The 23141-nt window shown below is 58.5% G+C and carries 22 protein-coding genes; 11 read left to right on the top strand and 11 right to left on the bottom strand.

The window, feature by feature from the left end:
• The first annotated feature begins 5 nt into the window (after positions 1-5).
• Genes mnmE through ACR0IM_RS10870 form a run of 5 tightly spaced genes read left to right on the top strand, consistent with a single transcriptional unit; the run spans position 6 to position 5494 of the window.
• Positions 6-1292 (top strand): tRNA uridine-5-carboxymethylaminomethyl(34) synthesis GTPase MnmE, encoded by a 1287-nt coding sequence (gene mnmE, locus ACR0IM_RS10850; protein WP_480681904.1) that lies wholly within the window; start codon positions 6-8, stop codon positions 1290-1292.
• A gap of 12 nt (positions 1293-1304) precedes the next feature.
• Positions 1305-3173, top strand: coding sequence for a tRNA uridine-5-carboxymethylaminomethyl(34) synthesis enzyme MnmG (gene mnmG / locus ACR0IM_RS10855; protein WP_480681905.1), 1869 nt, complete (start codon positions 1305-1307; stop codon positions 3171-3173).
• Entirely contained in the window at positions 3170-3784 is a 615-nt protein-coding gene (gene rsmG / locus ACR0IM_RS10860) for a 16S rRNA (guanine(527)-N(7))-methyltransferase RsmG (protein WP_480681906.1), read from the top strand. The genes mnmG and rsmG overlap by 4 nt, the downstream gene beginning before the upstream one ends.
• The gene (locus tag ACR0IM_RS10865; protein WP_480681908.1) at positions 3777-4580 is read left to right on the top strand and encodes a ParA family protein; all 804 of its coding nucleotides are present in this window, start codon (positions 3777-3779) and stop codon (positions 4578-4580) included. The genes rsmG and ACR0IM_RS10865 overlap by 8 nt, the downstream gene beginning before the upstream one ends.
• A gap of 20 nt (positions 4581-4600) precedes the next feature.
• Entirely contained in the window at positions 4601-5494 is an 894-nt protein-coding gene (locus tag ACR0IM_RS10870) for a ParB/RepB/Spo0J family partition protein (RefSeq protein WP_480681910.1), read from the top strand.
• Here the strand turns inward: ACR0IM_RS10870 and ACR0IM_RS10875 are convergent.
• Genes ACR0IM_RS10875 through rph form a run of 4 tightly spaced genes read right to left on the bottom strand, consistent with a single transcriptional unit; the run spans position 5484 to position 8309 of the window.
• Complete coding sequence (locus ACR0IM_RS10875; protein WP_480641488.1) at positions 5484-5837, bottom strand: YbaN family protein; 354 nt, start codon at positions 5835-5837, stop codon at positions 5484-5486. The genes ACR0IM_RS10870 and ACR0IM_RS10875 overlap by 11 nt on opposite strands.
• 3 nt (positions 5838-5840) lie before the next feature.
• Complete coding sequence (gene hemW, locus ACR0IM_RS10880; RefSeq protein ID WP_480681911.1) at positions 5841-6995, bottom strand: radical SAM family heme chaperone HemW; 1155 nt, start codon at positions 6993-6995, stop codon at positions 5841-5843.
• Positions 6985-7599 (bottom strand): RdgB/HAM1 family non-canonical purine NTP pyrophosphatase, encoded by a 615-nt coding sequence (gene rdgB, locus ACR0IM_RS10885; RefSeq protein WP_480591957.1) that lies wholly within the window; start codon positions 7597-7599, stop codon positions 6985-6987. Before rdgB ends, hemW begins: the two co-directional genes overlap by 11 nt.
• The gene (gene rph / locus ACR0IM_RS10890) at positions 7596-8309 is read right to left on the bottom strand and encodes a ribonuclease PH (RefSeq protein WP_480681913.1); all 714 of its coding nucleotides are present in this window, start codon (positions 8307-8309) and stop codon (positions 7596-7598) included. The genes rdgB and rph overlap by 4 nt, the downstream gene beginning before the upstream one ends.
• Before the next feature lie 112 nt (positions 8310-8421).
• Between rph and hrcA the strand changes: the two genes are divergently transcribed.
• Positions 8422-9486, top strand: coding sequence for a heat-inducible transcriptional repressor HrcA (hrcA, locus tag ACR0IM_RS10895; protein WP_480681914.1), 1065 nt, complete (start codon positions 8422-8424; stop codon positions 9484-9486).
• A gap of 10 nt (positions 9487-9496) precedes the next feature.
• Positions 9497-10060 (top strand): nucleotide exchange factor GrpE, encoded by a 564-nt coding sequence (locus ACR0IM_RS10900; RefSeq protein WP_480591953.1) that lies wholly within the window; start codon positions 9497-9499, stop codon positions 10058-10060.
• A 31-nt stretch (positions 10061-10091) separates the two neighbouring features.
• On the opposite strand, the gene mutS is transcribed toward ACR0IM_RS10900, so the two are convergent.
• Positions 10092-12704, bottom strand: coding sequence for a DNA mismatch repair protein MutS (mutS, locus tag ACR0IM_RS10905; RefSeq protein ID WP_480682113.1), 2613 nt, complete (start codon positions 12702-12704; stop codon positions 10092-10094).
• A 161-nt stretch (positions 12705-12865) separates the two neighbouring features.
• Between mutS and ACR0IM_RS10910 the strand changes: the two genes are divergently transcribed.
• Both ACR0IM_RS10910 and ACR0IM_RS10915 read left to right on the top strand, forming a co-directional pair.
• Positions 12866-15130 carry an NADP-dependent malic enzyme gene (locus ACR0IM_RS10910; protein ID WP_480681916.1) on the top strand — a complete coding sequence of 755 codons (2265 nt, stop codon included), beginning with the start codon at positions 12866-12868 and terminating at the stop codon, positions 15128-15130.
• On the top strand, positions 15127-15996 hold the full coding sequence (locus tag ACR0IM_RS10915) for a ribokinase (protein WP_480641401.1): 870 nt from the start codon (positions 15127-15129) through the stop codon (positions 15994-15996). The genes ACR0IM_RS10910 and ACR0IM_RS10915 overlap by 4 nt, the downstream gene beginning before the upstream one ends.
• On the opposite strand, the gene msrA is transcribed toward ACR0IM_RS10915, so the two are convergent.
• The 5 genes from msrA to ACR0IM_RS10940 all read right to left on the bottom strand — a co-directional run bounded on the left by msrA (position 15993) and on the right by ACR0IM_RS10940 (position 20589).
• Positions 15993-16664 (bottom strand): peptide-methionine (S)-S-oxide reductase MsrA, encoded by a 672-nt coding sequence (msrA, locus tag ACR0IM_RS10920; RefSeq protein ID WP_480591948.1) that lies wholly within the window; start codon positions 16662-16664, stop codon positions 15993-15995. The genes ACR0IM_RS10915 and msrA overlap by 4 nt on opposite strands.
• Positions 16665-16760: 96 nt before the next feature.
• Positions 16761-17045, bottom strand: coding sequence for an SCP2 sterol-binding domain-containing protein (locus ACR0IM_RS10925; protein ID WP_170326135.1), 285 nt, complete (start codon positions 17043-17045; stop codon positions 16761-16763).
• A gap of 64 nt (positions 17046-17109) precedes the next feature.
• Positions 17110-18153, bottom strand: a complete 1044-nt coding sequence (locus tag ACR0IM_RS10930) for a M48 family metallopeptidase (RefSeq protein ID WP_480681917.1) — start codon at positions 18151-18153, stop codon at positions 17110-17112.
• 3 nt (positions 18154-18156) lie between these two features.
• Positions 18157-19224 carry a YjgN family protein gene (locus tag ACR0IM_RS10935; RefSeq protein ID WP_480681918.1) on the bottom strand — a complete coding sequence of 356 codons (1068 nt, stop codon included), beginning with the start codon at positions 19222-19224 and terminating at the stop codon, positions 18157-18159.
• Between the two features lie 141 nt (positions 19225-19365).
• Positions 19366-20589, bottom strand: a complete 1224-nt coding sequence (locus ACR0IM_RS10940) for an argininosuccinate synthase (RefSeq protein ID WP_480641397.1) — start codon at positions 20587-20589, stop codon at positions 19366-19368.
• 140 nt (positions 20590-20729) lie between these two features.
• Here ACR0IM_RS10940 and ACR0IM_RS10945 point away from each other — a divergent pair, with 140 nt between their 5' ends.
• On the top strand, positions 20730-21470 hold the full coding sequence (locus ACR0IM_RS10945; protein ID WP_480681919.1) for a hypothetical protein: 741 nt from the start codon (positions 20730-20732) through the stop codon (positions 21468-21470).
• 58 nt (positions 21471-21528) lie between these two features.
• Positions 21529-22755 (top strand): threonine ammonia-lyase IlvA, encoded by a 1227-nt coding sequence (ilvA, locus tag ACR0IM_RS10950; RefSeq protein ID WP_480681921.1) that lies wholly within the window; start codon positions 21529-21531, stop codon positions 22753-22755.
• On the opposite strand, the gene ACR0IM_RS10955 is transcribed toward ilvA, so the two are convergent.
• Positions 22752-23081: an Hpt domain-containing protein gene (locus ACR0IM_RS10955; protein WP_480641395.1), complete on the bottom strand. Its 330-nt coding sequence runs from the start codon at positions 23079-23081 to the stop codon at positions 22752-22754. The two genes, ilvA and ACR0IM_RS10955, sit on opposite strands and share 4 nt — an antisense overlap.
• Between the last annotated feature and the right edge of the window lie 60 nt (positions 23082-23141).

Raw genomic sequence — 23141 nt, forward strand, 5'->3', positions numbered from 1 at the left:
TTCGAATGGATACGATATTCGCCTTGGCCAGCGCACAAGGCAAAGCAGGGGTGGCGGTCATCCGCCTCTCAGGCCCTTTGGCGCATTCCGCTGCGGCTGGCCTGACCGGCGGCCCGCTGCCACTCCGTGGTATGCGGGTTCGGTCCTTGCATGCGGCTGATGGCTCGCGTTTGGACGATGGGTTGGTCCTGACCTTTCAGGGGCCGGTCAGTTTCACCGGTGAAGATGTGGCCGAGCTGCAAATTCACGGCAGCACCGCCTCGGTTAATGCCGTGATGCGGTGCCTGTCGGATACGGACGGGTTGCGATTGGCAGAACCCGGTGAGTTCACGCGCCGGGCGCTGGAAAACGGCAAGATGGACCTAACCCAGGTCGAAGGGCTTGCCGACCTGATTGACGCCGAAACCGAGGCGCAGCGCAAGCAAGCGCAGACCATTCTGGCCGGGGAGCTGGGCGGATTGGCCGAACGCTGGCGTCGTGATTTGATCCGGGCGGCTTCGTTGTTGGAAGCCGTCATTGATTTTGCCGACGAAGAGGTGCCGACGGATGTCACACCCGAAGTGCGTATGTTGGTGACCGGTGTCATGCAGGACCTGCAGCGTGAAGCGGAGGGCGTGAAAATTGCCGAACGCATCCGGACCGGTTTTGAGGTCGCGATTGTTGGCCTGCCAAACGCGGGCAAGTCGACCTTGCTGAATACCTTGGCCGGGCGAGAGGCCGCAATCACCTCGGAATATGCTGGTACAACCCGTGATGTCATTGAGGTTCGCATGGATTTGGCCGGCCTGCCGGTGACACTGCTGGATACGGCCGGGCTGCGCGAAACCGAGGATCATGTCGAAAACCTTGGGATCGAGTTGGCTCGCAAACGCGCAGACGCGGCTGATTTGCGGGTGTTTTTGACCGAAGACCCCTCAGAGCTTGGCGTTCAAATGCTGGACGGCGATATTCAGATGTTGCCGAAATCTGACCTTCGGAAAGATCATAATGGCGGAATCTCCGGAAAAACGGGGCAGGGGATTGATCGGCTAATTTCCCATATATCGTGCGTTCTTGGTGATCGGTCTACCAAACATGGTATTGCAACCCGTGAACGGCACCGCGTTGCGCTGATTGATGCCCGGTCAGCATTGGCTGCGGCGATGGCGGTTCTGGAATCAGGCCCGGACTTGTATGATATCGCTGCTGAAGAACTGCGCACGGCGATCCGTGCCTTGGAAACACTGGTTGGCAGGATCGGGGTTGAAGACCTTCTTGACGAGATATTCTCCAGTTTCTGCCTGGGTAAGTAGGGAGTGTTTCACGTGAAACATTCGAAGTTTGATGTTGTCGTTGTTGGGGCTGGCCACGCTGGTACTGAGGCTGCTCATGCTGCAGCACGTATGGGAGCCGAGACTGCGCTGGTCACCCTATCCGCCTCCGATATTGGTGTGATGTCTTGTAACCCGGCTATCGGCGGATTGGGAAAAGGCCATTTGGTCCGTGAAATCGATGCGCTGGATGGCGTTATGGGCCGGGTCGCGGATCAGGCCGGTATTCAGTTTCGCTTGCTGAACCGCCGCAAAGGTCCGGCAGTACAAGGCCCCCGAACCCAGGCTGATCGTGCGCTATACCGGGCTGCCATGCAAAAGGAAACGCAGGCACAGAATCTTTTGTCTGTCGTAGTCGGAGAGGTCGTCGACTTTCTGATGGACGGGCACAAGGTGGTTGGAATCAGGATGGCAGACGATTCTGAAATCCACGCTGGCGCAGTTATTCTGACTTCGGGCACGTTCCTGCGCGGTATTATCCATATTGGCGATGTTTCCCGGCCAGGGGGGCGGATGGGGGACCGGCCCTCAGTCAAGCTGGCAGAACGGTTGGACAGTCTTGATCTACCAATGGGTCGTTTGAAAACCGGGACACCGCCACGGTTGGACGGTCGGACAATCGATTGGTCCGATCTTGAACGTCAGGACGGAGACGACGACCCCACGCTGTTTTCCTTTCTCTCCACGTCCGTTGTCGCACCGCAGATTTCATGCGGCATCACGCATACAAACGCGCGCACCCATGAGATCATCGAAAAGAACCTGTCTCGATCTGCTATGTATGGTGGACATATCGATGGGGTGGGGCCCAGATACTGCCCTTCGATAGAAGACAAGATCGTGCGATTTGCGGAAAAGGACTCCCATCAGATTTTCCTTGAACCCGAAGGGGTTGATGATCACACGATCTATCCAAACGGCATTTCAACGTCTTTGCCTCAAGATGTGCAGCAAGATTATGTGCACTCAATTAAAGGGCTTGAGAATGCCAAAATCCTGCAGCCTGGTTATGCAATTGAGTACGATTATGTCGACCCACGTGTTCTGACATCCTCTTTGTCCTTACCTGAAGCACCGGGACTATACCTTGCGGGTCAGATCAACGGTACAACAGGATATGAGGAAGCTGCTGCCCAAGGCCTCGTCGCGGGGCTGAATGCCGCTTTGGCTGTATTTGGACGAGATCCCGTTCATTTCACCCGGGCCGACAGCTATATCGGTGTGATGATTGACGATCTGACCACACGTGGTGTGGCGGAGCCGTACCGTATGTTCACTTCTCGGGCGGAGTTTCGACTGTCCTTGCGAGCAGACAATGCCGATCAGCGGCTGACACCTTTGGGTACAGACCTTGGGTGCGTGGGAGAGGAACGCCAAGCCCGGTTTGCCGAGAAGATGGGCAAACTCACCTCTGCCAAATCCATGTTGACGGATCGCACATACACGCCGAAAGAGGCGCGCGCCGTGGGAATTAACGTCAATCAGGACGGCAATCGCAGGGATGGTATGGCGCTATTGGCGTTCCCAGATGTCTCGTTTGATGATCTGGTTCCCCTTGTCCCTGAATTGGGAGATGTCGAAACAGATATCCGGCTTCAAGTTGAGCGTGACGCGCTTTATGCAAACTACATCGCGCGTCAGCAAAAAGATGTCGAAGCGATGAAACGTGATGAATCTTATGAAATTCCGTGGGATTTCGACTATTCTTCGCTGGAAGGTCTGTCTTCCGAGATGAAACAAAAGCTTTCACAGGCCCGACCGGTGAATATCGCTCAGGCCGGGCGCGTCGAAGGAGTGACACCAGCAGCACTTACATTGCTGTTGGCCAAATTGAGGCGCGGGCAAAAGGTACGCAAGGCATGAGCCACGAAATCTTTGATGGTTTGAGTGTTTCACGTGAAACATTCGAGCGGCTCGAGACCTATGTAGATCTGGTGCAACGCTGGAATCCGAAGATCAATCTGGTATCCCGCAACAGTTTAAAGGACATCTGGACGCGGCACATTCTGGATTCCGTACAGGTTTACCGCTGTGCAGATGCGTTCAAAACCTGGGTGGATTTGGGCAGCGGGGGCGGGTTCCCCGGTATGGTCTGCGCAATCATGGGCATCGAAGAAGCGCCAGAAGCCAAGTTCACATTCGTGGAAAGCGATCAGCGTAAATCGGCGTTCCTGCGCAGCGTGGCAAGAGAATGCGGCGCCAATTGTACTGTCGTTTCAAAGCGAATCGAAACCGTGGAACCGATACTAGCGGACGTTCTTTCTGCGCGGGCTCTTGCTGATCTTAAAGCATTATTGTCATTTTGTGACAGGCATTTAGGAAAAACTGGTACAGCTTTGTTGCCGAAAGGTGCAAGCTGGAAAAAAGAGCTGGAAGCCGCACGTGAGGAATGGAATTTCGAGTGCGAGGCGATTACAAGTTTAACTGAACCCCAAGCTGTTATCCTAAGGATCAAAGGAGTATCGCGTGGTTGATCTGTCTCGTCCCTCAGGGCCCCGGATAATTGCGGTTGCCAATCAGAAGGGTGGGGTGGGAAAGACGACGACGGCTATCAATCTGGCTGCAGGTTTGGCCGAAGCCGGGTGCAGGGTACTGGTTGTCGACCTCGATCCACAAGGAAACGCGTCAACTGGCCTAGGTGTCGAAGACCGGGACTGGACGACTTACGATTTGATCCTTGACGACGCGCCGCTTGAGGCGGTCGTGCAAGAGACAGAAATAGAAGGCCTGTTTGTAATCCCCGCAACCGTCGACTTGAGTTCGGCCGACATCGAACTGATTTCGAACGAAAAGCGCAGCTACCTTTTGCATGACGCGCTGCGGCAGACGTCAATTGATAAGTTCGAGCTTGATTTTGTACTTATCGACTGCCCGCCTTCGTTGAACCTGCTGACCGTAAACGCCATGGTTGCGGCTCATTCCGTTCTGGTTCCGCTGCAAAGCGAGTTCTTTGCACTTGAGGGGTTGTCGCAGTTGATGCTGACGATACGGGAAGTCCGCCAAACCGCGAACCCGGATCTCAGAATCGAAGGTGTTGTGTTAACCATGTATGATAACCGCAACAACTTGTCCCGTCAGGTCGAAAAGGATGCACGTGACAATCTGGGTGAGATGGTATTTAAGACCAAGATACCCAGAAATGTGCGGGTCAGCGAGGCGCCGTCTTACGCTTTGCCGGTTCTGCAGTATGATTCGGGGTCGTTGGGGGCGATGGCGTATCGGCACCTGGCGCGCGAAGTCATATATAAGAATAAGAAAGCCGCCGCCTGAGCGGCAGTGAGGAGGGCTCAGTGGTTGTCAAGAAATCAAAACCCCGAGGTTTGGGCCGCGGATTGTCCGCTCTGATGGCAGATGTGACGCAGGAATCCCAAGGTCTTGTCCCGTCGGAACCCCGTCGGCCGGATATGAAAGTCCCGATCGAAAAGCTGCGGGCCAACCCGAACCAGCCGCGCCGGACCTTTTCGCCGGACCAGCTGGACGAATTGGCGGCCTCGGTCAAAGAAAAAGGCATCATTCAGCCGCTGATCGTGCGCGAAGTTAACGGTAGCCAATATGAAATCGTGGCTGGTGAGCGCCGCTGGCGGGCCGCTCAGATGGCACAGCTTCACGATATTCCGGTCATCGTGCGTGATTTTGACGATACCGAGGTGCTGGAAGTCGCGATTATCGAGAACATTCAGCGGGCAGATCTGAATGCCGTAGAAGAGGCTGCAGGCTACAAACAGCTGATGGATCGGTTCGGGCATACGCAGGAAAAACTGGCCGAAGCCCTGGGCAAAAGCCGCAGCCATATCGCGAACCTGCTGCGTTTGCTGTCGCTGCCGCTGGATGTGCAGACTCTGGTGATCGAAGGAAAGCTGTCGGCGGGCCATGCACGGGCGCTGATTACCGCGGAAAACCCGTCTGAGTTGGCGAAAATCGTAGTGCGCGACGGGCTTTCGGTGCGGGCGACAGAAGCGCTGGTGAAGAAACAGCAGGGCGATCAGGTTAAGGCTGCACCACGCTCCAGAAACCTGGATGCAGGTAAGGACGCAGACACGCGGGCGCTTGAGAAGGATCTGTCCGCGATTCTGGCGATGAAGGTTGTGATCAACCACAAGGCCGGAACCGAAACCGGGCAGGTGGTGCTGACCTATGAAAACCTGGATCAGTTGGACGATCTTTGCGGCAAGCTCAGCCGTTAGGCCGGGTCCAGATAAAGACCATTACGCAGCCCAACACCAAGGCCTGGATGATCAGGACATGGGAGGGCAAGGCCAACAAGATAGACAAGCCAAATACGGCGGCGATCGAAATGGTCGCCGCCTTTTTTGCGCCCGGGCGAATGGCGCCCGAAGATTGCCAGTCTACAATCAACGGCCCGAAGGAGCGGTGCGTGATCAGCCAATTATGCAGGCGCGAGGACGACCGAGCGAAGAAGAACGCTGCCAAAAGCAGAAATGGCACCGTTGGCAGCAGGGGCAGGACGATGCCCACCATCGCAAGGCCGACGCAGATCAATCCCAGAATGGCCCAGATATATTGCATCATCTATCCTAACAATTCCCGGATAACCGCATTCAGCACGGCTCGCCCGTCTTTGGTGGCGATTAGTCGTCCGTTTGTCTGATCGATCATGCCAAACCCAGCCAGATCAGACAGTTTATCCTGTGGCAAAGGTAGGTCTGATAAATTGTTATATCTATCAATATCTAGCCCCTCCCTGATACGTAGACCCATTATAAGGTATTCATTTGCCTGATCTTGCCGTGAAAGTGTGGTGCGCTCTTTTTCTCCGGACCCGCTTTCAACAGCGTTCAGCCACGCGGCAGGCGACAAATAGGTTTCCGTCGCCAGTTTTTGACCGTTCAGCGTGATGCGCCCATGCGCCCCGGGTCCGACACCGACATAATCGCCATAGCGCCAATAGATCAGGTTGTGCAGCGATTCCGCGCCGGGTCTGGCGTGGTTGGACACCTCATAGGCGGGCAGGCCGTGTGCCTCGCAGATTTCTTGCGTCGCCAGATACATATCGGCGGCGCTGTCATCCTCAGGCAACCCGCGCAGTTTTCCGATGGCGTAGCGGTCGCCAAACGCTGTGCCTTCCTCGATGGTCAGCTGGTACAGCGACAGGTGGTCGACGGCCATCGACAGTGCCTCGGTCAGTTCCGCGCGCCAGGCATCCGGGGTTTGATGCTGGCGGGCGTAGATCAGGTCAAAGCTCACCCGGTCAAAACAATTGCGGGCGATGTCAAAGGCGACGCGGGCCTCGGCCACGGTGTGAATGCGACCCAGTCGGCGCAGGTCTTCGTCGTTCAAGGCCTGCACACCCATCGAGATGCGGTTCACGCCAGCATCGCGATAGGCGGCAAAGCGACCAGCCTCAACTGATCCGGGATTGGCCTCGAGCGTGATTTCCATGTCATTGGATGGCCGCCAAAGGGCACGAGCCTCGTCGATGACGGCGGCGACGGTGTCGGGCTCCATCAGGGACGGGGTGCCGCCGCCAAAGAAGATCGTGTTCAGGACGCGGTCAGGCGTTACAGCGGCCGAACGGCGCAACTCGCTTAAGTAAGATCTAAGCCATTGTTTTTGATCAATATTATGGGAAACATGGCTGTTGAAGTCACAATAGGGGCATTTGGCCTCGCAAAAAGGCCAATGCACATACAGGCCAAAGCCCCCGTTGCGCCAATCATCCGCCAAAGCAGCCTTTCACGAACATCTCCACCGCGCGGCCGCGATGGCTGATCTTGTTCTTTTCCCAGCGATCCATTTCGGCAAAGGTAATGTCGTACCCGTCGGGGACAAACATCGGGTCATAACCAAATCCGCCTTCGCCCCGGATCGGCCAGACCAGATGGCCGGGGGCGATACCCTCGAACACCTCGTCATGGCCGTCTGGCCAGGCCAGAACCAACGTGCTGCGGAACTGTGCGGTGCGGGGATGGGCGGCGTTCTTCGCCTCCAGCTCGTCATGGGCGCGGGTCATCGCCATCAGGAAATCGCGGCCGTTGCCGGTTTCGGCCCAATCGGCGGTGTAAACACCTGGTGCGCCGCCCAGCGCATCGATAGTGATCCCGGAATCGTCCGACAGGGCAGGCAGGCCGGTCGCCTTGGCGGCGGCATGGGCTTTGATCCGGGCGTTGCCGACGAATGTGTCCTCGGTTTCCTCCGGTTCGGGCAGGTTCATCTCTGCCGCGCCAATGACCGTCACGCCAAAGGGTTCGAGGAGATGGGCCATCTCCTCGAGTTTGCCTTTGTTATGCGTGGCCACCAGCAGCTTGTCGCTGTCGAACTTGCGGGTCATGCAGTGGCGGCCTTTTGCGCAGCAGCCAGTTCGGCCACGCCTTTTTCAGCCAGATCCATCAACTGATCCATCTGGGTGCGGCTGAAGACCGAGCCTTCGGCGCTCATCTGCACTTCGATCAGTTTGCCGGAACCGGTCATGATGAAGTTGCCGTCCACGCCTGCCTCACTGTCCTCGGGGTAGTCGAGATCCAGAACCGGCTGACCGGCATAGATACCGCAAGACACTGCGGCAACCGGATCGACCAGCGGATCGGATATCACGTCACCCGCCTTCATCAGCTTGTTCACGGCCAGGCGCAGTGCAACCCAACCACCGGTGATCGACGCGCAGCGGGTGCCGCCATCGGCCTGGATCACATCGCAGTCCACAGTGATTTGGCGTTCACCCAGCGCAACCCGATCCACACCGGCGCGCAGGGCGCGGCCGATCAGGCGCTGGATTTCAACGGTGCGACCGCCCTGCTTGCCGCTTGCAGCCTCACGCCGCATCCGGGTGTTGGTCGCACGGGGCAGCATTCCGTATTCGGCAGTTACCCAACCCAGGCCCGAGCCTTTGATGAAGGGCGGCACGCGATCTTCGATCGTGGCGGTGCACAGCACGTGGGTGTCGCCCATTTTTATCAGGCAGGAACCTTCGGCATGTTTGGTGAACCCCGTTTCGATTGAAACGGTGCGCATTTCGCTTAAATCTCGTCCTGAGGGTCGCATGAAAAATCCTTTGATTGCTGGGTTGGGGATAACGCCCCGCGGCGTTACGATGCAACCCCGATTGACCTTTCATTTGCCTGCGATTTAATGACGACCCAGCAGGGGGCCGCCGATGAGCGAAGCGAGCAAAATTCTGAATGAGATGAACGACCGGTCACGCGAAGTATTCCGGTTGATCGTAGAAAGCTATCTGGATAGCGGCGAGCCCGTCGGTAGCCGTACCCTGACCCGTACCCTATCGGAAAAGGTCAGTGCCGCGACAGTGCGGAACGTGATGCAGGATCTGGAGTTTCTGGGCTTATTGGACAGCCCGCATGTTAGTGCGGGACGGATTCCAACACAGCAGGGTCTGCGTATGTTCGTGGATGGGTTGCTTGAAGTCGGCGATCTGGGTGCGGATGATCGGCAGAAACTGGACGAGACGTTAGGCTCTAACGCAGGTGATGTGGGCGGAATGCTGGATCGTGTGGGTGCGGCATTGTCACACGTGACACAAGGCGCCTCGCTGGTGCTGACACCCAAGCATGAGGCCGAGATCAAGCATATTGAGTTCGTTTCTCTGGGTCATGACCGGGCTTTGGTGGTTTTGGTGTTCTCGGACGGTCAGGTGGAAAACCGCCTGTTCACGCCGCCACCCGGGCAGACGCCCAGTTCTATGCGCGAGGCGGCGAATTTCCTGAACGCGCTGATCGAGGGGCGAACACTGGGTGAAGTACGCCGTCAGATGCAGACCCAGATCGACGCCCGTAAGCAAGAGATCGACGCGCTGGCGCGGGCGATGGTCGAAAGCGGTATGGCCGCCTGGGACGGGGACGGAGGCGACTCGGCCCGTCTGATCGTACGCGGACGGGCGAATCTGCTGAATGAACCGGGTCAGCAAGAGGAACTGGACCGTATCCGAACCCTGTTTGACGATCTCGAACGCAAGCGTGACATCGCCGAATTCCTCGAATTGGCCGAAGAAGGCGAGGGTGTGCGCATTTTTATCGGCTCTGAGAACAAACTTTTCTCACTTTCGGGTTCCTCTTTGGTGGTGTCTCCTTATATGAACGCTGATCGAAAGATAATCGGTGCGGTCGGGGTCATCGGGCCTACGCGTCTGAATTATGGACGGATCGTGCCGATCGTGGATTATACGGCGCAACTGGTCGGCAAGCTGATATCCGACCGGAGCTAGAGGGTAAGAGATGGCAGAGCCCAAGAACGAAGATTTTCTGGACGATATCGCAACGGCCGAAGCGGAAGAGCTGGCGGAAGAAATCGCGGAATTCAGCGACGAAGCGCTGGAACTGGATGAGCTGCGTGCCGAGCGTGACGATTACAAGGACAAGTTCATGCGCGCCTTGGCGGATGCCGAGAATGCGCGCAAGCGTGGTGACAAAGCCCGCCGGGATGCGGAACAGTATGGTGGGTCGAAGCTGGCGCGTGACATGCTGCCGGTCTATGACAACATGAAACGCGCACTTGAAGCGGCGACCGATGAGCAGAAAGAAGTTGCTGCTGGCCTGCTGGAAGGAGTGGAACTGACCATGCGCGCGCTGAAGGACGTGTTCCAGAAACACGGAATTGAAGTCATCACGCCCGAGGTTGGTGACCGATTCGATCCGAATATCCATGAAGCCATGTTCGAAGCGCCGGTGCCCGGTACCCGTGCTGGTGACATCATTCAGGTTTCAGCCGAAGGTTTCATGCTGCATGACCGCTTGCTGCGCCCGGCGCAGGTTGGCGTGTCATCGACGCCCGCAAGCTAAGAGGCTATGGTACTGAACAGTGTCGAGGCGGTCAGGTTCTGGCCGCCTCTTTCAGTTTGTAGATCAGATCCAGGGCTTCGCGCGGGGTCAATTCATCCGGCAGGATGTCATCCAGCAAATCCGTAACCGGTGAGGTTTTGGGCGCCGGAGGCGGCGGCGGGGCGGCTGAGAACAGCGGCAGGTCGTCGATCAGGGCTTTCTGTTTGCCACCTTCGCGTTCAGTTTTCTCCAGTTGATCCAAAACCACGCGGGCGCGCTCCACGACCGAGGCAGGTAGGCCAGCCAACTGCGCAACCTGAACACCATAGGACCGGTCGGCGGCGCCTTTGTGAACCTCGTGCAGGAAGATCACCTCGCCTTCCCATTCCTTGACGGCGACGGTGGCGTTGTCGACACCTTCCAGATTACCGGCCAGAGCAGTCAATTCGTGGTAGTGGGTGGCGAAAAGCGCGCGGCATTTGTTAGCGGCGTGCAGATGTTCCAGCGTGGCCCAGGCGATGGACAGGCCGTCATAAGTGGCGGTACCGCGACCAATTTCGTCCAGAATGACCAGCGCGTGGTCATCTGCCTGATTCAGGATGGCGGCGGTTTCAACCATCTCGACCATAAAGGTCGAGCGGCCCCGGGCCAGATCGTCCGAGGCTCCGACCCGGCTGAAAAGCTGACTGACGACACCGATATGCGCCTGTTCCGCAGGGACATAGCTGCCCATTTGGGCCAGCAGTGCGATCAAGGCGTTCTGGCGCAGGAAAGTCGATTTACCAGCCATGTTGGGACCGGTCAGCAACCAGATCGCAGCGCCTTGGTCAGCACTCAGATCGCAGTCGTTGGCAATAAAGGCGTCGCCGCTTTGCTGGCGCAGCGCATGTTCCACGACGGGGTGACGGCCACCCTGTATATCAAAGGCGCGCGAGGTGTCGACCTGCGGACGGCACCAGTTTTCTCCACGCGCCAGATCGGCGAGAGCAGTGGTCAAATCCAGCTCGGCCAGCCCGCGGGCGGCCTGGTTAAGATGGGCAGCAAGGGCCAGAATACCATCAGAAAGCCTTTGATAGAGCCGCTTTTCGATCTCCAGCGCCAAGTTTCCGGCGTTCAGGATGCGGGTTTCGATCTCGGAGAGTTCCACAGTTGTGAACCGCACCTGATTGGCGGTGGTCTGGCGGTGGATATAGGTCTCGGAGAATGGCGGGTTCAGCATCTTCTCGGCATGGGTGGCCGTGGTTTCGATGAAATAGCCCAGCACGTTGTTGTGTTTGATCTTCAACGAGGTGATGCCGGTATGTTCCGCGTATTTCTGCTGAAATCCGGCGATGACCGAGCGGCCTTCGTCGCGCAGGGTGCGGGCTTCGTCCAGCTCGGCGTCGAAACCGGGGGCGATGAAACCGCCGTCGCGGGCCAAAAGGGGCGGTTCAGCGACAAGGGCCTCGTTCAGCAGGTTCAGCAGATCATCAAAACCCACGAGGTTTTGCAAAGCGGTCGCCAGCAAAACCGGCAGGTCCTGACCCTCGCAAATTCCGGCAATTGCCGCGGCTTGGGTCAGCCCGTTGCGAATGGCGGCCAGATCGCGGGGGCCGCCGCGGTCCAGCGACAGGCGAGACAAGGCGCGGTCGAGATCGGGGGTTTTGCGCAGCGCTTCGCGCAGGTCCGAGGCGGTCAGGCTGTCATCGGTGGCGTAGAACACCGCGTCCAACCGGGCATGGATTACATCTAAATTGCGTGAGGGGCTGGAGAGGCGTTGCTCCAGCAAGCGCGCGCCGCCCGGCGTCACGGTTCGGTCGATCACGGACAACAGTGATCCGGCGCGACCCCCCGACAGGGATCGCGTCAGTTCCAGATTGCGGCGCGTGGCGGCGTCAATTTGTACAACGCGGTCTTCGGATTCCTTCAGCGGTGTTTGCAAAAGGGGCAGTTTGCCCTTTTGCGTAATCTCGAGATAGTCGATCAGCGCGCCCATGGCCGAAATCTCGGCGCGCCCAAACGAACCAAACGCGTCCAGCGCGCCCACGTGAAACAATCCGCAGATGCGTTTTTCGGCGGCGGTGCTGTCGAAGCTGGCCCGCCCAACCGGGGTTAATGAGATCCCCAGATCGCGCACCGGTTCTCCCAGCTTGTCCTGTACACCATCGGCCACGATCAACTCGGACGGGGCCAGCCGCGCCAGCTCTGGGCTGAGGCGGACGGAGGTCAAAGGCATCACGTGAAACGCGCCGGTCGAGATATCTGCCCAGGCCAGCGCCGCCTCGTCCCGGACTTCGGCATAGGCGGCCAGGAAGTTGTGGCGACGGGCTTCCAACAGGGCGTCCTCGGTCAGTGTGCCGGGGGTCACCAGACGCACCACATCGCGTTTTACAACCGATTTAGAGCCTCTTTTCTTCGCCTCAGCCGGGCTTTCCATCTGTTCGCAGACGGCGACGCGAAAGCCTTTGCGGATCAGGGTCAACAAGTACCCTTCGGCCGAATGCACTGGGACACCGCACATCGGGATATCTTCGCCATTGTGCTTGCCGCGCTTGGTCAGGGCGATGTCCAGCGCCTCGGCCGCGTTCACCGCGTCTTCGAAAAACATCTCGTAGAAATCGCCCATGCGGTAAAATAGCAGGGCGTCCGAATGGGCCTCTTTGATCTCGAGATATTGCGCCATCATCGGCGTGACTATGGACAAAAGCGGTCCCTTTCTGGCGTGTTCCGGGCGCGACCTTACAAATCCCGCATCTTCTGTAAAAGCCGAAAACTCATTCTCGTTGAGGCGCGCGTTCTCCTGCGTTATGAGGCGACAGCCCCGAAGTCATGGAAACGACCAAAAAGATGCCCAAAACGAAGATCACCAAAGAAGAGGCGCTGGCCTTTCACCTCGATCCGACCCCCGGCAAGTGGGAGGTGCAAGCCACCGTTCCCATGACCACGCAGCGCGATCTGTCGCTGGCCTACAGCCCGGGAGTTGCTGTTCCATGTGAAGCCATCGCCGAAGCGCCTGAGACGGCGTATGACTATACCAACAAGGGCAACCTTGTTGCGGTGATCTCGAACGGGACCGCGGTTCTGGGCCTTGGAAATCTGGGCGCACTGGGGTCGAAACCGGTAATGGAAGGCAAATCAGTCCTGTTCAAACGGTTCGCCGACGTGAACTCGATCGATATCGAGCTGGACACCGAGGACCCGGATGAGTTCTGTCGTGCGGTGCGGCTGATGGGACCGACCTTCGGTGGCATCAATCTGGAAGACATCAAGGCGCCCGAGTGTTTCATCATCGAACAACGCCTAAAGGAAGAGATGGATATTCCGGTCTTCCACGATGACCAGCATGGCACAGCAGTGATCTGTGCGGCGGGCCTGCTGAACGCGCTGCATATCTCGGGTAAGAAGATCGAGGATGTGAAGATCGTCCTGAATGGTGCGGGGGCGGCGGGGATTGCCTGCATCGAACTGCTTAAGTCGATGGGCGCGCGGCATGAGAACTGCATCGTCTGTGACACCAAGGGTGTGATCTATCAGGGCCGGACCGAGGGCATGAACCAGTGGAAATCGGCCCACGCGATCACCACCGATCTGCGAACGCTGGAAGATGCGATGAAAGGTGCCGACGTGTTCCTGGGCGTGTCGGTCAAAGGGGCGGTGACGCAGGATATGGTTGCCAGCATGGCCGACAACCCGGTGATCTTCGCCATGGCGAACCCCGATCCCGAGATCACACCGGAAGAAGCCCATGAGGTCCGCGTGGATGCCATCGTCGCTACCGGTCGCAGCGACTACCCGAATCAGGTGAACAACGTTCTGGGCTTCCCTTACTTGTTCCGGGGCGCGCTGGATATTCACGCCCGCGCCATCAATGACGAGATGAAGATCGCCTGTGCACACGCGCTGGCCCGTCTGGCGCGCGAGGATGTGCCGGATGAGGTCGCCATGGCCTATCGCAAATCGCTGACCTTTGGTCGCGACTATATTATTCCAACGCCGTTCGATCCGCGTCTGATCCACCGTATCCCACCCGCCGTGGCCAAGGCGGGTATGGATACCGGCGCGGCCCGCCGTCCGATCATCGACATGGACGCGTATGAGCTGAGTCTGAAATCCCGCATGGATCCGACCGCCAGCATCCTGCGCGGCCTGAACGCCCGTGCGCGCCAGGCCCAAAGCCGCATGATCTTTGCCGAGGGCGACGATCCCCGCGTGCTGCGCGCGGCGGTGACCTATCAGCGTTCGGGCTTTGGCAAGGCGCTGGTCGTGGGTCGTGTCGAGGACGTCAAGAAAAAGCTGGAAGAGGCCGGTCTGGGCGATGCCGTGCGCGAGCTGGAAGTGGTGAATGCCGCCAACACCGCGCATCTCGATACCTATAACGACTTCCTGTATAAACGCCTGCAGCGTAAGGGGTTTGACCGCAAGGACATTCACCGGCTGGCCGCCCGCGACCGGCATGTGTTCTCCTCCCTGATGCTGGCGCACGGGCATGGCGACGGTCTGGTAACCGGGGCCACGCGCAAATCGGCGCATGTTCTGGACCGGATCAACCACGTGTTCGACGCTGACGCGGCCCATGGTGCGGCCGGTGTCACCGCGCTGCTGCACAAGGGCCGCATCGTTCTGATCGGGGATACGCTGGTGCATGAATGGCCGGATGAGAACGACTTGGCGAATATTGCCGAACGGGCGGCCGCCGTGGCCCGCCACATGGGGCTTGAGCCGCGCGTGGCTTTCGTCAGCTTTTCAACCTTCGGTTACCCGGTGTCGGAACGGGCCGAGAAAATGCACCGCGCTCCTGCCGTTCTGGACCAACGCGGTGTCGATTTCGAATACGAAGGCGAAATGACCGTGGATGTGGCCCTGAACGTGGACCAACAGGCGGGTTACCCGTTCCAGCGTCTGACCGGCCCTGCGAATATCCTGATCGTGCCCGCACGGCACTCGGCGTCGATTTCGACCAAGCTGATGCAGGAAATGGGTGGCGCCACGGTGATCGGCCCAATCCTGTCGGGTGTCGACAAGCCGATCCAGATCTGTTCGACCGTCTCGACGGCGAATGACATCCTGAACATGGCCATTCTGGCCTCGTGCGATATTTCGGGCAAACCATGACGATCTGGAATCTCGGCTCGATCAACGCGGACATGATTTATGATGTGCCGCACCTGCCTGGGCCGGGAGAGACCCTTTCGGCCAATCGACTGGATCGGTTTCTGGGTGGCAAGGGGGCAAATATGTCCGTGGCCTCGGCGCGAGCCGGGGCACAGGTGGCGCATATCGGGGCCGTGGGGCCAGATGGGCGCTGGGCGCGGGATCGGTTGACGGAATACGGCGTCGACACCCGCTATGTTGCTGAGGTCGATGTACCCACCGGTCACGCCATCATTGCTGTGGATGCGCAGGGCGAGAATAATATCATCCTGTTTCCGGGTTCGAACCACGCAATCACGCCGGACCAGCTAGGGCAGGCGCTGTCCTCTGCATCGCAGGGTGATCTGCTGGTGATGCAGAACGAAACCACCCTGCAGGTCGAGGCCGCAAAGATAGCCCGTGCGCTGGGCTTGTCCGTCTGCTACGCCGCAGCCCCGTTTCAGGCCGCGGCGGTGCAGGCCGTATTGCCCTATCTGGATTTTCTGATCCTGAATGAGGTCGAGGCCGAGCAGTTGCGCGATGCCACCGGACAATCGGTGACCGACCTGAATATCGAACATGTGATCGTCACGTTGGGCTCAAAAGGCGCGCGGTATTACCATCGCGGCGAGGCCTCGGACTTTCCCGCCCATAAGGTGCAAGCCGTGGATACTACAGGTGCCGGCGATACGTTCACCGGATATGTCCTGGCGGGAATGGATCACGGGATGCCGATGGCGCAAGCCATCGCCCAGGCAAATCGTGCCGCGGCCCTGATGGTCACGCGGCACGGAACGGCGGATGTGATCCCCGACCTCAAAGAAGTGCACGAGGCGCGGTTCGATTAAGACCCGGCAAACGGCGCCGCGCTGCCCCAGAGTTGCTTGACCCGGGCATCGCGGCCACAGGCTTTGCGATAGGCTTTGTAGGCGCTGTGCTGGCGCTTGGGGCCAAAGCGGGTCAGGACCAGCTTGGTGCCCTTGTAATAATCCTGATGATAGGCTTCTGCCGGAAAGAACGCGCCTTGCTGCAGGATCGGCGTGACAACCGTTTGCCCCAAGGCGCGCTGCGCATCAGCCTTGGCCTGCTGCGCCAGCGCCTTTTCCCCCGCGTTAGAGACGAAAATCGCCGTGCGATAACTGTCCCCCCGGTCGCAGAACTGACCGCCTGCATCGGTTGGATCGACCGAGCGGAAGAACATGTTCAGCAGCGTTTCACGGGACACCCGGGCCGGGTCAAAGGTGATCTGGACCGCCTCGTAATGACCGGTGCCGCCTTTGGTAACCTGATCATAGGTCGGGTTTGCGGTTTTACCGCCGGTAAAGCCCGAGACCGCTCCGATCACGCCTGGTACGGATTCGAAATCGGATTCGACACACCAGAAACAGCCCCCCGCAACTGTCAGGGTCTCGGTCCCGGCGGCCGGCGCGGGCGCGGCGCGCAGCAGGGCGGCCAGCGCGATCAAAGCAAACAGCAGCGTTGGCTTGACGAAGTCGAAATAGGCGATGCGGGTCATGGCAGGGCTCCTTTCGGGATCAGGCTGCCCTGACTTATGCACCGGCGCAATCCGCTGACATGGTTTGTCACGCGGTGGTGAGACGAGTTTATCGCCTCAGCCCAACAGTTGCCCCAGCTTCATCGCCACACCCATATTGCCCGAGATCTTGAGCTTGCCCAGTGCCACCCCGGTCATCGGGTTCAGCTTGCCGGTCAGCAGCTTGGTCAGGTTGTCCTGCGAGATGCGGATGGTGCAATCGGTGTCGCGATCCTGCGTGCTGGCCTGATTGTCGGCCAGCACGATGACGCCGTCATCGCCGCAGTCGAATTTCAACGAGCCTTCAAAGCTGCGCCCGACCAGATTTTTCTGAATGCCATCGGCGATAGCGGCAAGTGTCATGGGGGCCCCTCCTGTTTCAGCCACAGGGTTAGGGGGCAGTCGGGGCGCAGGCAATAGCCCGCGCCTAGTGACCTTGGGTCACGGATTTCAGGTTTTCCAGACGATCCTCGAACCGTGGGTGCGTGCTGAGCCAATCTATATCCTGATCGCCGAATTCCTGTTCCAGCAACTCGAAGAAGTCCGACAGGCCATTGGGGTCGAAACCAGCCTTTTTGGCCAGATCGACGCCGAACTGGTCCGCTGCCAACTCGTGCTGGCGGGAATAGGACAGGGACAGGATCAGGTTACCTTCCAGCAGCACCTGTTCCAGCACCGGGCCGGTATCGCCCGCCATCATCCCGATCAGCACAAACGCTCCAAGCGAGCGGTAGATTTGTGTCAGCCCGTGCTGTTCGGCCACATGCCCGATCTCATGCCCGATCACCCCGGCCAGCGCATCGGTTGAGACCCGCCGCACCAGGTCGTCGGTCACCACAATCGTGCCACCCGGCAGGGCAAAAGCGTTCGGACCCATTCCCGGAAGGTCGCGGAATTCCAGAGTGTAGTCGTGATCCTCGGCTGCGGGACCCAGCGCCGCCAGAACCCGGTCGAAGCTGTCCTGAACCCTGGCTTTGTCCCGATCACTCAGGGCGCTGGGCTCGGTCATGATCTGATCCAGCGCCTGCATCACACCGGCATCAATGGCGGCCACAAGCGGCGGAGGGGTCATCCACACCGCCAGCGCCACCAGCACCGAAAGCCCGTATTTCCACACACCCCAGATCGCGACCAGACTGGCCAGTGTGACAAGGATAAGACGGGGGTGGAACTTCTCTGCCTGATGCAGGCGCGATCCGCTGGAGTCGGCGATCAGATGCTCGAGCGCTGCGTGCTTGTCGGTCAGAAACAGGGTGCCGTCCGGGAATTTCACCCGCCGTTCGGTTGATCCGACGCGGGTCTCCACCGACAGCTCTTCGGGGGTGCAGCGGGTCTGGATCTGACCCTGATCGCCAATCAGCCAGACGGTATTGGTGCCCACTGCCAGCCGCGCAGGGATCTCGCGCGAGCTGAGAGGCGGATAGGCGCGCCCGTGGACAGGCGCGCCGATATCTTCGGGAAACGTGCTCAAAGGTCAGACCGCGATGCCGATGTCAAAGCCCTCGATATCCCCGTAGGCGTCGCCAATGGCACTGACTTGTGCGCTGACGTCGCCCACGAAATCATCCAGCGGACCGGCAGGGACGAATGTGGTGTGATTGGCCAGATAGCGTACCCGGCGTACATGCGCCCAGGGCAGCATCAGACCCAGTGTAATCGCGACAATTACAGCATTCGAAACGGAAATCCACAGCAGACGCAGGGCGTTCACATCCGAATAGAACCGGTGCCCGTCGCCCAGAATAGTGTAGTTGTAGACCGTATTGCGAACCATGGCGCGATAAATGATCGTTGCTGGAACCAGCACCAGCAGAAGAAATGCGTAGATCGTGAAAACGGCCAGGATTGCCGTGATGTCTTCGGGGTTGTCTTCAAGGGCCAGAAATGCGTCGAACGTGGACAGGTTCACTCCCAGCAGGGTACCGATCACGGCAACGCTGACAATGACCCAGGCAGCTGTTGCCAGAAAGGCCTTGTAAAAAGGCGCGATCGGGCTGTCGAAATGCAGAGGCGTGGTGCCGAAGCTGTGCCCGTTCACGTGAAACCTCTGGATCGAGCGGGTCACGAAGGGCCATGTGGTATAGATCGTCAGCGCCGCGATGAGGGGGTATAGGAAATAGTTGGCCGCGGCCGACCCCCATGTGCCCTGAAAATCGAACCGCACGTTCGACCAGCTGGACATGCGTGCCTGAAACCGCAAGGACCGCACCAGCAGGTAGGGGATCAGGAACACCAAACCCAGCAACATGACCAGGTTCACCAGCGGAATTGCGCCCAGAACGGTGAAGGCGATGATCCCGGCGATCACGATCAGCCGCCCGATCAGGATCTGCGCGCCCGTCGCGTGATAGTCAAAGCTGCGCCCGGCGACATAGGTGTTCTGGTAAAAGTACTTTTTCGTGCGCACCTTGGCCCAGGCGCTGTAGATGCCAAAGGTCAATAGCGACAACAGCAGGTTTACGATCCAGATGCCGAAGTACTCGCTCGCTGATCCCCGAAACTCAAATTCTGCCGGGGGTTCCTGTCGGTGATCTGCCTGCATGAATGCCTCGATTGGATTGAATGAAAAACGGGCCGGACTCCTTACTGGGCCGACCCGTTCTGTGTGTTCAACCAACCGGGCAATTCTGCGGCAAAGTTGCGACCCGTCCGGTCAATTCAACTTTTTTGTGCAGAAGTTCCTCTACTTCAGGCGTTTGTCCCGTGCTGCGAGCAGTTTCAGGCGCAGCGCGTTCAACTGGATGAAGCCTGCCGCGTCCTTCTGATCGTAAGCGCCTGCATCTTCCTCAAAGGTCACATGTGCTTCGGAATAGAGCGAGTGATCCGACCAGCGGCCAACGGTCGAGGCCAGGCCTTTGTACAGTTTCACGCGGACGGTGCCGGTGACGTGTTCTTGGCTCTTGTCAATTGCGGCCTGCAGCATCTCACGCTCGGGCGAGTACCAGAAACCGTTATAGATCAATTCGGCATATTGCGGCATCAGCTGATCTTTCAGGTGCATCGCGCCGCGGTCCATGGTGATGGATTCGATGCCACGGTGTGCTTCCAGCAGGATGGTGCCGCCCGGCGTTTCATAGATGCCGCGCGATTTCATACCCACGAAACGACCTTCGACCAGGTCCAGACGGCCAATACCGTGCTTGCCGCCATATTCGTTCAGCTTGGTCAGGATGGTGGCGGGGCTCATCGCTTCGCCATTGATGCTGACCGCGTCGCCTTTTTCAAAACCGATCTCGATGTACTCGGGCTCGTTCGGCGCATCCTCGGGGTGGACGGTGCGCTGATAGACATAGTCGGGCGCCATGTCGGCGGGGTCTTCCAGAACCTTACCTTCCGACGAGGTGTGCAACAGGTTGGCATCGACCGAGAAGGGTGCCTCGCCGCGTTTGTCCTTGGCAATCGGGATCTGGTTTGCTTCGGCAAACTCCAGCAGCTTGGTACGGCTGGTCAGATCCCATTCACGCCATGGGGCAATAACCTTGATCTCGGGGTTCAACGCATAAGCTGCCAGCTCAAAGCGAACCTGATCGTTGCCCTTGCCGGTCGCGCCATGTGCTACGGCGTCAGCACCGGTTTCTTCAGCAATCTCAACCAGACGTTTCGAGATCAGCGGGCGCGCGATCGAGGTGCCCAGCAGATACAGGCCTTCGTACTGTGCGTTGGCGCGGAACATGGGGAAGACGAAGTCCCGGACGAACTCTTCGCGGATATCCTCGATATAGATGTTCTCGGGCTTGATCCCCAGCATCTCGGCCTTCTTGCGGGCGGGTTCCAGTTCCTCACCCTGACCCAGATCGGCGGTGAAGGTGACGACCTCACAGCCATACTCGGTCTGCAACCATTTCAGGATGATCGAGGTATCAAGGCCACCGGAATAGGCCAGAACAACTTTCTTGGGCGCGGACATCTGACTTCCCTTTATGCGTAGAACGCTTGGCCCCTAACGGGTTTTGAAAGCGGGGGCAAGTTATCTGCGTTGACGCTGGGCGGGAATTGGGGTGAAACGGGTGCAAAGAGAACAAGGATTGGTTGAGAGGGCGGTTTTCGATGTTGAGTTGGCAGATTTTCAAACATGCGCTTGGGATGATTTTCAATGATTTCGGAACTGCGTTGCGCGTGTCTTCTCCGATCATTGCAGTTTCCTTACTGGGGGTGGTGCTGTTCATTGTTAAGGGGCCGGCCTATCTCAGCGGAGAACAAGGAGAGTTTGGCGGCGTATTGCTGTTTGGCCTTTTGAACTACGTTGCGGCCCTTTGGGTGGCCGTTTCATGGCATCGTTATTGCCTGCTGGAAGAGTACCCGGAAAAAACATTTCCGGATTTCAACGGGGCACGCATCGTTTCGTATTTTGGATGGGGTTTCTTGTTGGGGGCGATCCTCATAGGTTTGGGAGCTCTGCTGTTCGGCGTAGTTTACGCAGCCGGAGGTTTTGCAGGCGGTTCGCTTTCATTGTTTGGCGGAGCTCTTTTGGTCGTCGGGTTGATTTTCATGTTTTGGGTTATTCAGCGGCTTAGCTTGGTGCTTCCAGCAAGCGCTGTAGGTAAGCCAATTAAGCTTGATGACTCGTGGCGTGCTACGCGGCCCATTGCGACGGCGGTCCTGCTCGTTTTTGTAATTTTGGGCGCGTTTGGCTTTGCTCTTGGTCTTGTATCAGGGTTTTTCGGAGCGTTTTCTGAACTTCTTGGGTTTGTGCTTCAGTCTGTTGTGAACTGGGTGATTGCAATGACCAGTTTGAGCGTTCTGACAACGTTTTATGGGGTTTGTGTTGAAAAACGCGACCTCTCCTGAGCCACGTACACATATGTATTCCTTGCCCTTTCGGCGGTGATACGGCAGTGAAACGGTCATGACTGATTTCATGACCCGCGCCCGCACCGCCGAACAGGCAATGCGCACCGTGTTTCCGCCCACACCTCTGCAGCGGAATGCCCATCTGTCCGACCGCTATGGCGCGGATATCTGGCTCAAGCGGGAAGACCTGAGCCCGGTGCGGTCCTACAAGATCCGCGGCGCGTTCAATGCCATGCGCAAGCAGCAGGGGCAGGACCTTTTTGTCTGCGCCAGTGCGGGCAACCACGCGCAAGGCGTGGCCTATATGTGCAAGCATCTGGGCGTGAAGGGTGTGATCTTCATGCCGGTGACGACGCCGCAGCAGAAAATCCAAAAGACCCGCATCTTTGGCGGCGACAATACCGAGATTCACCTGATCGGCGACTATTTCGACGACACATTGGCGGCCGCGCAAGCTTGGTGTGCACAGCAGGGCGGGCATTTTCTGTCTCCGTTCGACGATGAGGATGTGATCGAAGGTCAGGCGTCATTGGCCGTTGAGATTGAGGCCCAGTTGGGCGGCTTGCCCGATCACGTGATCCTGCCGGTGGGTGGCGGTGGCATGTCCTCGGGCGTGGCGACGTGGTTCGGCGACCGGACCCATTGCCTGTTTGTCGAGCCTAAGGGTGGGGCTTGCCTGCACGCGGCGATGGCGGCGGGGCATCCGGTGGCGCTGGATCAGGTGGACAACTTTGTCGACGGCGCGGCTGTGGGGAAAATCGGTGCGAAACCTTTTGAGCTGTTGAAGGATCGCCATCTGTCCGACGTGCTGGTCCTGTCCGAAGACCGCATCTGCACTACCATGATCGAGATGCTGAATGTCGAAGGCATCGTGCTGGAGCCCGCCGGCGCACTGGCGATCGAGGCCATTGTTGATGTCCAAAGCTTTATTCGTGGCAAGACTGTGGTCTGCGTCACCTCAGGCGGTAATTTCGATTTCGAGCGTCTGCCCGAAGTCAAGGAGCGGGCGCAGCGTTACTCCGGCGTCAAGAAATACTTCATCCTGCGCCTGCCGCAGCGCCCCGGCGCGCTGAAGGAGTTTCTAAGCATTCTCGGCCCTGAGGATGACATCGCCCGGTTCGAATACATGAAGAAATCGGCGCGCAATTTCGGCTCGGTCCTGATCGGAATCGAAACCCGCAAGCCCGAAAACTTCGCCCGCCTGTTCGCGCATCTGGATGAGGCCGGGTTCACCTATACCGACATCACCGAAGACGAGACATTGGCGCAGTTCGTGATCTAGGTCAGGTTCACGGCCTTGGCAGTCAGGAACACAGTGCGGGACTCGTCATAGATCTTCAAAATCGCGGGCAGATCAACCTCAGCCGCCTTGCCAGCGGCGGCGTTGCGTTCGGCATCCTGACAGAGGCTTGAGAAGCGGTCGAACCCAAGGCTCAGCGCGCTGCCCTTGAGGAAATGCATGTTTTGCTCGAACTCGGCCCGGTTTGTGTCCCGGTGCACCCGTTCAATGGTTTCCTGCACTTCGTCCAGAAAGACTTGCACCACCTCGTCAAACTCACCGGCGCCCACCTCATTCCGCAGCTGTCTGACCCTGGACCAGTCGATCATGTTCTGCCTCTCCACACTTATCGCGACATGACCTGCGTAGCCCGAGGCGGGTAAAGAGCG

Source organism: Ruegeria sp. BF6 (genome assembly GCF_056538665.1).